This window comes from Kitasatospora sp. NBC_01302 (assembly GCF_035976515.1).
Taxonomy (GTDB): domain Bacteria; phylum Actinomycetota; class Actinomycetes; order Streptomycetales; family Streptomycetaceae; genus Kitasatospora.
Genome location: NZ_CP108404.1, coordinates 5,014,601 through 5,028,393, shown reverse-complemented (window position 1 = coordinate 5,028,393; position 13,793 = coordinate 5,014,601). Strand labels below are relative to the sequence as shown.

The 13,793-nt window shown below is 70.7% G+C and carries 14 protein-coding genes and 1 tRNA gene; 7 read left to right on the top strand and 8 right to left on the bottom strand.

Annotated features, from left to right (window positions below; genetic code table 11):
- Positions 1 to 140: 140 nt before the first annotated feature.
- Positions 141 to 217 (top strand) — tRNA-Asp (locus OG294_RS21815).
- A gap of 528 nt (positions 218 to 745) precedes the next feature.
- On the opposite strand, the gene bldC is transcribed toward OG294_RS21815, so the two are convergent.
- Both bldC and OG294_RS21805 read right to left on the bottom strand, forming a co-directional pair.
- Positions 746 to 952: a developmental transcriptional regulator BldC gene (gene bldC / locus OG294_RS21810; RefSeq protein ID WP_014137253.1), complete on the bottom strand. Its 207-nt coding sequence runs from the start codon at positions 950 to 952 to the stop codon at positions 746 to 748.
- 617 nt (positions 953 to 1,569) lie between these two features.
- Positions 1,570 to 2,472, bottom strand: a complete 903-nt coding sequence (locus tag OG294_RS21805) for a hypothetical protein (protein ID WP_442789192.1) — start codon at positions 2,470 to 2,472, stop codon at positions 1,570 to 1,572.
- A 164-nt stretch (positions 2,473 to 2,636) separates the two neighbouring features.
- Here OG294_RS21805 and OG294_RS21800 point away from each other — a divergent pair, with 164 nt between their 5' ends.
- Positions 2,637 to 3,830, top strand: coding sequence for a Glu/Leu/Phe/Val dehydrogenase dimerization domain-containing protein (locus OG294_RS21800; RefSeq protein ID WP_327068207.1), 1,194 nt, complete (start codon positions 2,637 to 2,639; stop codon positions 3,828 to 3,830).
- A gap of 403 nt (positions 3,831 to 4,233) precedes the next feature.
- A complete protein-coding gene (locus tag OG294_RS21795) occupies positions 4,234 to 4,488 on the top strand; it encodes a DUF3073 domain-containing protein (protein ID WP_327068206.1) in 255 nt (84 codons plus the stop codon).
- Between the two features lie 150 nt (positions 4,489 to 4,638).
- On the opposite strand, the gene purM is transcribed toward OG294_RS21795, so the two are convergent.
- The 3 genes from purM to OG294_RS21780 form a co-directional block, all read right to left on the bottom strand.
- Entirely contained in the window at positions 4,639 to 5,712 is a 1,074-nt protein-coding gene (gene purM / locus OG294_RS21790) for a phosphoribosylformylglycinamidine cyclo-ligase (protein WP_327068205.1), read from the bottom strand.
- Between the two features lie 71 nt (positions 5,713 to 5,783).
- Complete coding sequence (gene purF, locus OG294_RS21785; protein WP_327068204.1) at positions 5,784 to 7,364, bottom strand: amidophosphoribosyltransferase; 1,581 nt, start codon at positions 7,362 to 7,364, stop codon at positions 5,784 to 5,786.
- Positions 7,365 to 7,526: 162 nt separating this feature from the next.
- Positions 7,527 to 8,357, bottom strand: coding sequence for a diacylglycerol kinase (locus OG294_RS21780; RefSeq protein WP_327068203.1), 831 nt, complete (start codon positions 8,355 to 8,357; stop codon positions 7,527 to 7,529).
- Positions 8,358 to 8,483: 126 nt separating this feature from the next.
- Here OG294_RS21780 and OG294_RS21775 point away from each other — a divergent pair, with 126 nt between their 5' ends.
- Positions 8,484 to 9,767, top strand: coding sequence for an adenylosuccinate synthase (locus OG294_RS21775; RefSeq protein WP_327068202.1), 1,284 nt, complete (start codon positions 8,484 to 8,486; stop codon positions 9,765 to 9,767).
- Between the two features lie 141 nt (positions 9,768 to 9,908).
- Positions 9,909 to 10,502, top strand: a complete 594-nt coding sequence (locus OG294_RS21770) for a GNAT family N-acetyltransferase (protein WP_327068201.1) — start codon at positions 9,909 to 9,911, stop codon at positions 10,500 to 10,502.
- Between the two features lie 68 nt (positions 10,503 to 10,570).
- Here the strand turns inward: OG294_RS21770 and OG294_RS21765 are convergent, their stop codons facing one another.
- Positions 10,571 to 11,530: an NADP-dependent oxidoreductase gene (locus tag OG294_RS21765; RefSeq protein ID WP_327068200.1), complete on the bottom strand. Its 960-nt coding sequence runs from the start codon at positions 11,528 to 11,530 to the stop codon at positions 10,571 to 10,573.
- Between the two features lie 96 nt (positions 11,531 to 11,626).
- On the opposite strand from OG294_RS21765, the gene OG294_RS21760 reads away from it, so the two are divergent.
- Positions 11,627 to 12,076, top strand: a complete 450-nt coding sequence (locus OG294_RS21760) for a winged helix-turn-helix transcriptional regulator (protein WP_327068199.1) — start codon at positions 11,627 to 11,629, stop codon at positions 12,074 to 12,076.
- Between the two features lie 230 nt (positions 12,077 to 12,306).
- Here OG294_RS21760 and OG294_RS21755 read toward each other — a convergent pair whose 3' ends face one another.
- On the bottom strand, positions 12,307 to 12,639 hold the full coding sequence (locus tag OG294_RS21755; protein ID WP_327068198.1) for a PCC domain-containing protein: 333 nt from the start codon (positions 12,637 to 12,639) through the stop codon (positions 12,307 to 12,309).
- A complete protein-coding gene (locus tag OG294_RS21750; protein WP_327068197.1) occupies positions 12,630 to 13,478 on the bottom strand; it encodes a helix-turn-helix domain-containing protein in 849 nt (282 codons plus the stop codon). Before OG294_RS21750 ends, OG294_RS21755 begins: the two co-directional genes overlap by 10 nt.
- Before the next feature lie 184 nt (positions 13,479 to 13,662).
- On the opposite strand from OG294_RS21750, the gene OG294_RS21745 reads away from it, so the two are divergent.
- Positions 13,663 to 13,791 carry a hypothetical protein gene (locus OG294_RS21745; RefSeq protein ID WP_327068196.1) on the top strand — a complete coding sequence of 43 codons (129 nt, stop codon included), beginning with the start codon at positions 13,663 to 13,665 and terminating at the stop codon, positions 13,789 to 13,791.
- Positions 13,792 to 13,793: the final 2 nt, after the last annotated feature.

Sequence of the window (13,793 nt, the reverse complement as noted above, 5' to 3'; positions counted from 1 at the left end):
GGTCCGCCCCAGGTCGAACCGGCTGCCTCGCCCGCAGCCGGTTCGACCTGGGGCCCCCGGATGCAGTACGATCTGTCTTGTCGCCGCCACGAGCGGCGGAAAAACACTGGGAATCAGCGATGAAACTCAGTTACATGCCTGGCCCTGTGGAGCAGTTGGTTAGCTCGCCACCCTGTCAAGGTGGAGGTCGCGGGTTCAAGTCCCGTCAGGGTCGCCATCCACAAGAGGCCCGGAACCGTCAGGTTCCGGGCCTCTTGCCGTTGCCGCCACCGCCAACCGCCGTCCCCACTGCCACCGCCGGCCCCGCTCCCGCGCAGGTCGAACGGCCCGGCGCGGGTCGACCCCCCGTCGACGACACGTCAGGTCGGCATTATCGACGCATTGGTCCAGGCCACAAGAGTCACTCCTGTGACGGTCGTCACTTATCTTTCCTTGAACTTGGTCAGGTCGAACCCCCCCTGAGCGTACGCTGATTTAATATGTAAAATTGTACTGGCTCCCACCAGACTCCCAGCATTCCCCCTGTTTCGCCCCTTGGATTTCGCCCCACCTCAGGAGTCACAATAGCTATCCGACAGTCGACTATTTCCTGGTCAATCAACAGCCATGAAATGGTTGACGCTCATGTCGGTCAAGACAAAGAAAAGGGGATCGCCTCCCGGACCCGGCGGAGTCCTGGAGGCGATCCCTTTCCACTTCTACAAGCATTCCCGCGAGCGGTACGGCAGCCGCCCCGGGAGGCCCGTCAGGCTTCGGTGCGCTGGGCCGGAATCCCGGCCAACAGAGCCCGCACCTCCGCCTCCCGGTAGCGGCGGTGGCCGCCGAGCGTGCGGATGGACGTGAGCTTGCCGGCCTTGGCCCATCGCGTCACCGTCTTGGGGTCCACGCGGAACATGGTGGCTACCTCTGCCGGCGTCAGCAGGGGCTCAGCGTCTGGGGTACGAGCGGTCATGAGCGGCCTCCTCGGAGAACCGAACCAGGGCGGTTCTATCCTTCAAATTCTGCACCTTGGCCCGCGATGCCCGAAATGGCACAGACGGACCGAGTCGGTTATAGGACGAACGGCTTGTCCTGGTGTCTACAACTACACCATCCGTCCAGCCCTATCGACCAAACCGCCAAAATTGGCCCCTCACGGGTTCAAGAGCGACGGAAGGCGATGGACCACCCCATAGCGGACAGTCATCATATCGTGACAACCGGTGATGGAGAGGCCAGACCCATCGATTCCCCCCAAAGGGCACACCAACCCCAGATCCACCCAAAAGTGGGCAAGACTGAGGAGAGTTGGGCTGGTTGTCCCATTTTTACCTTTCACTGCTACTTCGCGTCAACAGTGAGTAGTGTCACGTTCGGGGGGTATTGACCCGAACCGGGACCTTGGTCCCGGGCATGCCGAACACGCCGCTGACACCGCCGGTTGCTGGTAACCCCGTTGATCCCCCGTCACATCCCCCGCCGCGCCCGGCTGCCCCCGCGCCGCGTCCCCGCGTTGATCCCCCGTCAGATACGGCTGTCCCCGGGTATCCCCCCGCCACGGCTCCGGCATGCCCCCCGGCACACCTGCGCTCAGTTCGCCTGCCGCAGCGCCAGCACCTCGCGCCAGCGCTCGACCACGGCCTCGTACGCCCGGGCCGCTCCCTGAGTGTCCCCCACCCGCAGCGCGGCCAGTCCTTCGGCCACCTCGGCGGCCGACCGGTCGGCGGCCAGCCGCTGGGGACCGAGCAGGTGCACCAGCCCCCCGTAGTCCAGTTCCACCAGCGAGCGCGGATGGAACTCCTCCAGCCAGCGCCCCACCTCCTCCGCCCCGAGCGCCAGCGGTGTCCCCTTCACCTGCTCGCGCAGCACCCGGTAGCCCCGCGCCACCCGCCGCCTGGCCTGCGCCATCGAGGTCAGGTAGAAGAGCGCGGCCGGCCGCGCCGCCGCGTCGGCCCGCTGCGCGCCCCCGGGGTCGGCCGGGCGGTACTGCCGCTCGTCCGCCCCGAACGGCAGGAACCAGCGCACCGGGACCTCCCAGCGACTGGTCAGGATCCACGGCCGGGCATCGGGGTGGGAAGCCCGCCAGCGGGCCTGGGCCGCCTGCGCCTGCTCCCGCACCGCCGTCGGCAGCACCGTGTCCAGCAGCGCCACCGGCAGCGAGTCGCGCAGCTCGTCCAGGGCCTGCCAGCTGCGCAGCCTGGTCGCCCACGGGCAGACATAGGTGACCGAGTCGACCACCCGCACGAAGGCCCGCTCGCTCTCCTGCTCCGGCAGTGCCCGCGGGGTCCGGGCGAGCAGCTCGGCCAGCGCCCCCCGCTGGGCCTCCAGCGCCGCCTGCGCCACCGGCTCGGCGGCCGACGCCGCGTCAGGTCCCCGCTCGGCCACGTAGGCCTGCCAGCGGGCCCGCTCGGGTTCGGGGTACGCCGCCAGCGGCTCGTACACCCGCAGGTGGGCGGCGTAGGGCGGCAACACGGAGGTGTGCACAGCGGTCACGCCCTGCATCGTCGCACGCGCCACCGGCACACCGGGAGGGATCCGTCCGATGCGGTCCGTTCACGATCCGGACAAGGGGGCATCCCCGGCCGGTGGCTCGCACTACGCTTCGCCGTAGATGCCCGCACCACAGCAGCGGGCCAGCAGATACTGGAGTCACCACAGTGACCGACGTACGCACTGAGACCGCATCGCACCCCGCACCAGGTGTGCTGAGCCGGATCTTCCGTACCGAGCAGGACGGCGCCCCGGGCGACGGGCACGAGCAGGTCGTGCTCTGCCACGACCGGACCTCCGGCCTCAAGGCGATCATCGCCATCCACTCCACCGCGCTGGGCCCCGCCCTGGGCGGCACCCGCTTCCACCAGTACGCCACCGAGGAGGAGGCCCTGGAGGACGCGCTGCGCCTGTCGCGCGGCATGAGCTACAAGAACGCGCTCGCCGGGCTCGACCTCGGCGGCGGCAAGGCCGTGATCATCGGCGACCCGCGGGCCAAGACCGAGGGCGGCGACAAGTCCGAGGCCCTGCTGCGCGCCTACGGCCGCTTCGTGCAGTCGCTGGCCGGCCGCTACGTCACGGCCTGCGACGTGGGCACCTACGTCCAGGACATGGACGTGGTCGCGCGCGAGAGCGACTTCGTCACCGGCCGCTCCCCCGAGCAGGGCGGCGCGGGCGACTCCTCGATCCTCACCGCCTTCGGCGTCTTCCAGGGCATGCGGGCCTCGGCCCAGGCCCGCTGGGGCCAGCCGACCCTGCGCGGCAAGCGGGTCGGCGTCGCGGGCGTCGGCAAGGTCGGCCACTACCTGGTCGGCCACCTGGTCGCCGACGGCGCCACCGTGGTGATCACCGACGTCTCCGAGGCCGCCGTCAACCGGGTGCGGGCCGCCCACCCGGACGTCGAGGTGGTCGCCGACACCCGGGCGCTGCTCGGCGCCGCGCTGGACGTGTACGCCCCGTGCGCGCTGGGCGGCGCGCTGGACGACGAGACGGTCGCCCAGCTGACCGCGGCCGGCACCTCCGTGGTCTGCGGCGCGGCCAACAACCAGCTGGCCCACCCGGGCGTGGAGAAGGACCTGGCCGACCGCGGCATCCTCTACGCCCCCGACTACCTGGTGAACTCCGGCGGCGTGATCCAGGTGGCCGACGAGTACGAGGCCACCAAGGCGCACCAGGGCTACAGCTTCGAGCGGGCCAAGACCAAGGCCACCCGGATCTTCGACACCACCCTGGAGATCTTCACGCTGGCCACCTCCGACGGCGTGCCGCCGGCCGTGGCCGCCGACCGGTTGGCCGAGCGCCGGATGCGCGAGATAAGCGCGCTGCGCAGCGTCCTGCTCCCGGGCGCCCGCAAGGGCTGATCGTCTGCGACCGGTGACCGGTGGAGTGCCATCGGTCACCGGTCGGCGGCCGATTGATCCGGATGGGCGACCTCCGGATCACAATGTGGAACCGGATTCCCGGTTGTCCCCCGATCGGGCGCCCCACAGGCCCACGGTCGGGGGATAATCGGTCGCGGAACGACGGTCCCGGCCACCCCCGGGCACCCTGCGAATGCCTGGGAACCCCCGCCCGACCAGGTGAGACCTGGTCCTGGGGGGCAACTGTGCGCGCCACGTCACACCGGCGACGTACCGTCCGAGGGCGGAAACAGGTACCGTTGATGCTCCAAGGGACGGCTCTCCCACTTCGGGCAAGCCGCTCCTGATCATGAACACGTGTCAGACTCGGGGCCGTGAGCCCCATCGTTGAGGGGGTCGACCCATGGGGCGCGGCCGGGCCAAGGCCAAGCAGACGAAGGTCGCCCGCGAGCTGAAGTACAACAGCGGCGGCTTCGACGCTAACCGTCTGTCCAGCGAGCTGGGCGTTTCACCCGTTCCATCGATCAACCCTGAGCCGGTGGTCGAGGACGAGGACGACGATCCCTACGCGGCGTACGCGAACTACTACGCGGACGACGACGAGGACGACGACGAGGAGGCGGGCGCCTCGCACCAGCAGGCCCGCCGCCGAGCGTAGCTCACGCCCTGACCCGGCCCAGCGCGAGACCGCGCCGGGCCGGTTTTCGGCGTTCCCGGGGCCTTTCGGACACCCCGTTTCACCCGGTGCTGTGAACGGCTGCGGCCCCCTGCTCCCGGGCCGGGAGCAGGGGGCCGCAGCCTCACCACCTCAGTTCGCGTACTCCCCGTACAGCGCCGCGCCGGCCTCGTGCCCGGCGTCGCGGGCCACGATGTCGCCCAGCAGCCAGGCCTCCACGTCGCGGTCCTCCAGGATGGCGAGCACCACGTCGACCGACTCCGGCGGGACCACGGCGACCATGCCGATGCCCATGTTGAGGGTCTTCTCGATCTCCAGGGTCTGCATCCGGCCGACCGAGGCGACGGTCTGGAAGACCGGCAGCGGGGTCCAGGTGCCGCGGTCCAGGCGGGCGTGCAGGTGGTCCGGGATCACCCGGGCCAGGTTGGCCGCCAGGCCACCACCGGTGACGTGCGAGAAGGCGTGCACCTCGGTGGCCCGGGTGAGCGCCAGGCAGTCCAGCGAGTAGATCCGGGTCGGCTCCAGCAGTTCCTCGCCGAGCGTGCGGCCGAACTCGGCCACCTCCCGGTCCAGCTTCCAGCCGGCCTCGTTCAGCAGCACGTGGCGCACCAGCGAGTAGCCGTTGGAGTGCAGCCCGGAGGCGGCCATCGCGATCACCACGTCGCCGGCCCGCACCCGCTCGGCGCCCAGCAGCGCGTCCGCCTCGACCACGCCGGTGCCGGCGCCCGCGACGTCGTACTCGTCCGGGCCCAGCAGGCCCGGGTGCTCGGCGGTCTCGCCGCCGACCAGCGCGCAGCCGGCCAGCACGCAGCCCTCGGCGATGCCCTTGACGATCTGGGCGACCCGCTCGGGGTGGACCTTGCCGACGCAGATGTAGTCGGTCATGAAGAGCGGCTCGGCGCCGCAGACCACCAGGTCGTCGACGACCATGCCGACCAGGTCGTGGCCGATGGTGTCGTGCTTGTCCATCGCGGCGGCCAGCGCGACCTTGGTGCCCACCCCGTCGGTGGCCGAGGCCAGCAGCGGGCGCTCGTAGCGCTTCAGGGCGGAGATGTCGAAGAGGCCGGCGAAGCCGCCGAGGCCGCCGACCACCTCGGGCCGGCTGGTCTTCTTCACCCACTGCTTCATGAGTTCGACCGCGCGGTCGCCCGCCTCGATGTCGACTCCGGCTGCGGCGTAGGTGGCGCCACTGTCTGTGCTGGTCACTGCGGCCCTTTCGGGTCTGTGGGGGTTGCCAAAACAGCGGCGGGGCCCCGGTCGGGGCCCCGCCTGAGGTACTACGGGCGGCGCAGCGCGTCGGCCGCGCCGTGACCGCCGAGCAGCGACTGGACGCCGTCCAGGTCGGAGCCGGTCGGCTTGCCGCGGACGGGGGGCTGCTGCTTGCTGCCGGCGATCTCCGCTTCGAGCAGGAGCTTGCCGAGCAGCGCCGGGTCGGGCAGCTCCATCGGGTACTCGCCGTCGAAGCAGGCCCGGCAGAGCCGGTCCTTGGGCTGCTTGGTGGCCTCGATCATGCCGTCGATCGAGATGTAGGCGAGCGAGTCGGCGCCGAGCGTCTTGCCGATCTCCTCGACCGTCATGCCGTTGGCGATCAGCTCCGCGCGGGTGGCGAAGTCGATGCCGAAGAAGCACGGCCACTTCACCGGCGGCGAGGAGATGCGGATGTGCACCTCGGCGGCGCCCGCCTCGCGCAGCATCCGCACCAGCGCGCGCTGGGTGTTGCCGCGCACGATCGAGTCGTCCACGACCACCAGCCGCTTGCCGGCGATGACCTCGCGCAGCGGGTTGAGCTTGAGCCGGATGCCGAGCTGACGGATCGTCTGGCTGGGCTGGATGAAGGTGCGCCCGACGTAGGCGTTCTTCACCAGGCCGGAGCCGTAGGGGATCCCACTGGCCTCGGCGTAGCCGATCGCGGCGGGGGTGCCGGACTCGGGAGTGGCTATCACCATGTCGGCCTCGACCGGCGCCTCGACGGCCAGCCGGCGGCCCATCTCCACCCGCGACAGGTGCACGTTGCGCCCGGCGATGGTGGTGTCGGGGCGGGCCAGGTAGACGTACTCGAAGACGCAGCCCTTGGGCCTGGCCTCGGCGAAGCGCGAGGAGCGCATGCCGTTCTCGTCGATGGCGATCAGCTCGCCCGGCTCCACCTCGCGGATGAAGCTGGCGCCGCAGATGTCGAGCGCCGCCGTCTCGGAGGCGACCACCCAGCCGCGCTCCAGGCGGCCGAGCACCAGCGGGCGGATGCCCTGCGGGTCGCGGGCCGCGTAGAGGGTGTGCTCGTCCATGAAGACCAGCGAGAAGGCGCCCTTGACCTTCGGCAGGATCTGCCGGGCGGTCTCCTCGATGGACAGGTCGGGATTGCCGGCCAGCAGCGCGGTCACCAGGTCGGTGTCGTTGGTCGCCGCGGTGCGGCCCGAGCGCGAGACGTGCTCGGCTCCGGGCAGCTCGGCGACCATCGCTGCGAGTTCGGCGGTGTTGACCAGGTTTCCGTTGTGGCCGAGGGCCAGCGAACCGTGAGCGGTCGCCCGGAAGGTCGGCTGGGCGTTCTCCCAGACCGAGGACCCGGTGGTCGAGTAGCGGGCATGTCCGACGGCGATATGCCCGTGCAGGGATCCCAGCGAGGCCTCGTCGAAGACCTGGGAGACGAGTCCCATGTCCTTGAAGACGAGAATCTGGGAGCCATTGCTCACCGCGATACCGGCGGATTCCTGTCCGCGGTGCTGCAGGGCGTAAAGGCCGAAGTACGTGAGCTTGGCGACCTCCTCGCCGGGAGCCCAGACACCGAAGACGCCGCAAGCGTCCTGGGGGCCTTTCTCACCGGGAAGAAGATCGTGGTTGAGTCTTCCGTCACCACGTGGCACGCCTTCGAGTCTAGGGCAGTTGAGACCGAGTTCCGAAGCCCGGGAAGGCGCCTGGACTGGCGATTTGACCGGCAACGCGCGTAGATCGAACCCCTTACCACGGCGCTCGGGCAGGTGGCACAGGGACAACGGTCGGCGCGGCGTGACCCTCGTCACGCTCGGTCACGCCGGCAGCAGCAGGCCCCAGGCGTCCGGCTTGGCCAGCCAGGTGCGGGTGGGGACCGGGCCCGCCGGGCAGCCGTCGGCCTCGTAACCGAAAGTGCGCCCGTCGACCGTGACGCTGGCCGCCCGCACCCGCAGCAGCGCGCCGCCGGGGCCCGAGGGCCGCACCAGCACCTCGGCCAGCGCCGAGCCCGCGGGCAGCCGCAGCGCGACCAGCCGCAGCTCTCGCCCCGCCTCGGCCAGCGCCCGACCGTCCGCCTCGACCCGGAGCCGGTCGGGCGAGGGATCCACCTGCTCGGCTGCAATCAGTTTCGCCCACAGCGAACGCCATCCCCCCGGTTGGCTCTGCCGCCGACCCGGGATCCGCACCTCGCCCAGCACCACCCCGTCGCCGTCGTCCAGCAGCAGACCCAGTTGCCTGGGCGCCCCCGCGAGCACCGCCCGGGCCGCCGCCACCGGCTCCAGCGGCACCCCGAGCGAGCGGGCCAGCAGCACCGCCCGGCCGTGCCCGACCGGGACCAGGCCGAGCGGCCCGGCGCCCAACTCGCGCTGCTGGTGCAGGGCCTGCACCACGCGCTGGAGCGCGAGGTCGGAGCCGATCACCACCGGACGGCGCCTGCCCCGGTGCGCGAGCACCCGGTCCAGCTCACCGGCGCTCTCCGGCACCACCACCTTGACGTCCGCGCCCCCGGCCAGGACGTCCCGGGCGATCCGCACCGCCTCGCCGTCGGCCTCCTTGGCGGCCGGGTCCAGCAGCACCAGCAGCGGGGCGCCGCCGGGCGGCCCGGCGGCGTCGGAGGGTCGGGGGGCGGGCGTGGACAGGGACGACACGACCGGTCCTTCCTCAGGTAATCTCTCGGTGCAAGAGCCCCTTGCGCTATTGCGCCAGGGGCTTCGTCTATCTCGGGGCAGACTGCGGCCTACGCAGGATGCCCCAACCGGAAGGGGTGTACGCCTGTGCCGGCACTCGTGCTCGTTGGTGCCCAGTGGGGAGACGAGGGCAAGGGGAAGGCCACGGACCTCCTCGGCGGCTCCGTCGACTACGTCGTCCGCTACCAGGGCGGCAACAACGCCGGTCACACGGTGGTCATCGGCGACCAGAAGTACGCGCTGCACCTGCTGCCTTCCGGCATCCTCAGCCCCAACGTCACGCCGGTCATCGGCAACGGCGTGGTGATCGACCCGGGCGTGCTGCTGTCCGAGCTGGCGGGGCTGAACGACCGTGGCATCGACACCTCCAAGCTGCTGATCTCGGGCAACGCCCACCTGATCACGCCCTACCACCGCACCCTGGACAAGGTCGTCGAGCGCTTCCTCGGCAAGCGCAAGATCGGCACCACCGGGCGCGGCATCGGCCCGGCCTACGCCGACAAGATCAACCGGATCGGCATCCGGGTGCAGGACCTCTTCGACGAGTCGATCCTGCGGCAGAAGGTCGAAGCGGCGCTGCACGACAAGAACCAGATCCTGGTCAAGCTCTACAACCGCCGCGCGATGCCCGCCGACCTGGTGGTCGAGGAGTACCTGGGCTACGCCGAGAAGATCCGCCCGTTCCTGGCGGACACCACGCTGGTGCTCGACCAGGCGCTGAAGGCGAACAAGGTGGTCCTGCTGGAGGGCGGCCAGGGCACCCTGCTGGACGTCGACCACGGCACGTACCCCTTCGTGACCTCGTCCAACCCGACCTCGGGCGGGGCCTGCACCGGTGCCGGCATCGGTCCCACCAAGATCGACCGGGTCATCGGCATCCTCAAGGCCTACACCACCCGGGTCGGCTCGGGCCCGTTCCCGACCGAGCTGCTGGACGAGGACGGCGAGGCGCTGCGCCGGATCGGCGGCGAGCGCGGTGTCACCACCGGGCGCGACCGGCGCTGCGGCTGGTTCGACGCGGTGATCGCGCGCTACGCGACCCGGGTCAACGGCCTGACCGACTTCTTCCTCACCAAGCTGGACGTGCTGACCGGCTGGGAGCAGATCCCGGTCTGCGTGGCGTACGAGATCGACGGCCAGCGGGTCGAGGAGCTCCCGTACAACCAGTCGGACTTCCACCACGCCAAGCCGATCTACGAGACCCTCCCCGGCTGGAGCGAGGACATCAGCAAGGCGAAGACCTTCGCCGACCTGCCGAAGAACGCGCAGGCGTACGTGAAGGCGCTGGAGGAGATGTCGGGCGCCCCGATCTCCGCGATCGGCGTCGGCCCCGGCCGGACCGAGACGATCGAGATCAACTCGTTCCTCTGATCGCCTGAACCGCCACGCGAAGGGCCCCGCACCATCGGTTGATGGTGCGGGGCCCTTCGCGTGACCGGCCCAGATCCGGGATCATTGCACTAGATCAATGACCTATTGCAGCTAGTGCATATCGGCGCTACCGTGCTGATCATGACCGCCAAGACTCCCGCCCCCGTCACCCTCACCGGCAGCCACGTCCGCCTGGAGCCGCTGGGCCGCCACCACGTCGCCGACCTCTTCGCGGTGACCCACAAGGACGAGGAGGTGTTCCGCTGGCTGTCCTGGAGCGCGCCGCAGCACGAGTCGGACGTCGCCGCGATCGTGGAGGGCTACCTGACCAACGCCGACTGCGAGCCGTTCGCCGTGATCGCGGCCGACTCGGGGCGCGCGGTGGGCATCACCTGCTACTACGACTGCAACGCCCGCGAGGAGTGGGTGGAGATCGGCGGCACCTGGTACGGGCGCTCGGTCTGGCGCAGTGCCGTCAACACCGAGGCCAAGCTGCTCCTGCTCACCCATGCCTTCGAGGAGCTCGGCATGGGCCGGGTGATGTGGAAGACCGACAACCTCAACGAGCGCTCGCAGAACGCCATCAAGCGGCTCGGCGCGCAGTACGAGGGCACCTTCCGCCGGGCCCGGCGCCGGCCGGACGGCACCTGGCGGGACACCGTGTACTTCTCGATGCTGGCCGAGGAGTGGCCCGCGGCCAAGCAGCGGCTGACCGATCGGCTCGCGGCCGGCTGAGCGCCGGGGGCAGGAGCGGGCGCGGCGGGGCAGGGGGCTGAGCGGGGCGGGCGCGGTGCGGTGTTCGGTCACTCCAGGGTGAGGACCACCTTGCCCTGGACCCGTCCCGAGCCCACCAGCTCGAAGGCCCGCGCCACCTCGGCCAGCGGCAGCTGCTCGGCGATCTCCACCCGCAGCTCCTTGCGGTCGATCAGCTCGACCAGGCCGCGCAGCCCGGCCAGGTCCGGCTCGACCAGCACGTCGGTGATCCGCCGGCCGGTCGCCCGCGCCTGCTCGGCCGCCGCCGGGTCCACCCCGCCCGGCACCGCCACCAGCAGGCCGCCCTCGCGCAGGGTGCGCAGCGAGCGCAGCTGGTGCTCGGGGTCGCCGATGTTGTCGACCACCAGGTCGAGCTCCGCGACCACCTCCTCGAACGGGCGAGCCGTGTAGTCCAGCACCTGGTCCACGCCGATCGAGCGCAGGAAGTCGTGCTTGGCCGCGCGGGCCGTGCCGATCACGTACGCGCCGCGGGCCTTGGCGATCTGCACCGCGAGGTGGCCCACCCCGCCGGCCGCCGCGTGCACCAGCACCCGCTGGCCGGCCGTCACCTCGGCGGTTTCCACGATGATCTGCCAGGCCGTCAGGCCTGCCAGCGGCAGCCCGGCCGCCTCGGCGTGGCTCAGCGCGGCGGGCTTGCGCACCCAGTGCCGCGAAGGCGCCGTGACGTACTCGGCGAAGCCGCCGGCCAGCCGGGGGAAGTTCGGCATCCCGAGCACCTCGTCGCCCACCTCGAGCGTCGTCACCCCGAAGCCGACCGCCTCCACCGTGCCGCTGACGTCCCAGCCCAGCGTGTAGGGCGGCTCGCCGTAGTACCAGGACAGCCCCTCGCCGCGGCTGGTCTTCACGTCGACCGGGTTGATCCCGGCCGCGTGCACCTTGACCAGCACCTCGGTCGGGCCGGGCGCGGGGCGCTCGGTTCGGGCGATCCGCAGCACCTCGTCGGGGGCGCCGAAGTGGTCCTGGGTCACCGCGTTCATCTGTGTCGTCATGGCTCCAGGCTGCCGCCGCGCACCGCACCGCGGCCAGACGGAACCTGGCGGAAACCTGCCGGAATACCCGCCGCAGGCTGCGCGGTTGCCGAGATCATGAACGAGAGTGACCAGGACCGCTGCCCCTGCCGACCGCTGCTGGACCGCCTCGGCGACCGCTGGTCGGTGCTGCTGCTGGTCACCCTGCAGGAGGGCCCCGCCCACTACGGCGACCTGCTGCGCCGGATCGGTGACATCAGCCGCAAGATCCTCGCCCAGACCCTGCGCAGCCTGGAGCGCGACGGCCTGGTCATCCGGACCGTGCTGGCCGACTCCGTGGTCAAGGTCCGCTACGAGCTGAGCCCGCTCGGCCACAGCCTGGCCGAGCCGCTGAGCGCCATCCGGAGCTGGATCGACGACCACCAGCCCACCGTCGAGGCCCACCAGCGCGCCTACGACGCCCGCACCGACGACCCCGGCGTCACCGAGCTCCGCCGCCGCCGTGCCACCCCGGCCCTGGCCCCCGCCTCGGCCGCCGCAACCCGCCGCCTGCACCTCGCGCTGTAGCGCCTCGCGCTGCGGGCGGCGGTGAGTACCAGGGGCGGGTCAATCTCTGGGCGCATAACCGTTCGGGACCCGGCCCACAGCGGATTAGAGGGTGGGGGTATCACCGCTTGCCACCCCCATCCTGGCGGCCGTACCTGCCGACGCTGCCTGAGCACACCCCGGCCCCACACCAGATCGCAGTGACCGAGGTGGCGCAGGAGGCCGTCCGCTGCATACAGGGTTCGCGACGCTCAGAGCTGCTGAACGTACACGTGAAGGCTGTACGGTCCCCCAACCGCTGCCGCGTTCAGGTGGCCTGCCACAGCCTGTCCACCCTCCAGGCCACACGTCACATGGATGTTCGGCACACCGTCACGGATCTCGCCGTTCCCGGCAACCTCGGCCAGGCGGCCGGAGGTGAGCACGGCCTCCCTGGGGTTGTCGGCCTTCATGTTCGCGACCGTGAACGACCGTGCCGCGCCGACGACCGAAACGACGGCGGCGTTCGTGATGCCACGCTCCTTGGCGATCGCCGTCAGCGCCTCTATCGCGTCGCCCTTGTCCCCAAGGATGATCAGTTCCACGGCCGTTCTCCGTTCAGTCCCAAGCCGATGGCCCGCAGGTTCTCCCTGCTGGACTCCGTACGCAGGGCCCCGACGAGAAGGGCCCTGGCAGCCCCTGAGCCGCCTTCGACAGCCTCTCCCAGGAACACCGCCGCACACCAGCGGTTCGATGCGTCGTGGGGGTCATGGAGCAGCTGACCAAGACTGCGGATCTCAGCCGGCGGAGCAGCGAGCGCCGTGTACTGCGATGCGTCGGGCCAGGAGAGCCCGAAGGCTCGCCGAGTGAAGCAACGCATGCAGCGCCGACGGGTTTCCTCGTCACGGCCCATGGACTGCTCGGCCCGCTCGATCAGGTCGGGCTGGTGGGTCTTGAACAACGTGCTCTGGGCGTTGCCACGGAGCATCGAGGTGGAACCGTCGTCCAGCCAGCGGACCAGCCGGCGCTTCGTCCCCTGGTCCCGGTCGGCGAGGTTCGCCATCGCGACCGAGAAGTCGTACGGGCCGATGCTGCGGGACAGCCAGGATTCATCCCCTCCTGCTGCCGACGCCAGCATGTCGAGCAACTCCGCTCTTCGCGGGCCGGGGACAGCAACTCCGTGAGCTGAACGGACGGTTCGGCGCTGCTCCCGCGTGGCGTGCGCCTCATTTTCGAGGTCAGCGCGAGGGACTCCGAGCGCCAGGGCCAGCAGCCCGACCCAGTACTTCCCCGGGATCACCCGCCCCGTCTCCCAGCGCTTCACCTGGTCACGGCCCGGCGTCCCCTCGGGATTGCCCGACAGCTCGCAGAGCAGGGCGGCGAGTTGCGCCTGAGTGCGCTTCTGCGCCAGCCGGAGATCACGAATCACGTCACCGATCGCCACCCGCCCAGGATGCCCCCCAACATGCCCCCGCGTGGCCGAAACGGCGCCGGTAGACCAGTAGTCGAACCGATCGACTGACGTGAAGGAGTCTGCGGTGCTGACCGATGTGAAGCGGAGCATGCCTGCGGTAGCGAAACCGGCGGCTGTGGCTCAGCGGGACCGCCGGAAGGTTAGCAAGGCCGAGATGGCAGCCGTCCTGGAGGAGTACCGCCAGGCCGAGGCCAGTCGGAAGTTGCAGGGCTACAAGTACGTGTGCCCGGAGAGCAGCTGTGCGCTCTGCGACGCGGGAGAGGTGAGCCACCGTGGCGCGTGACC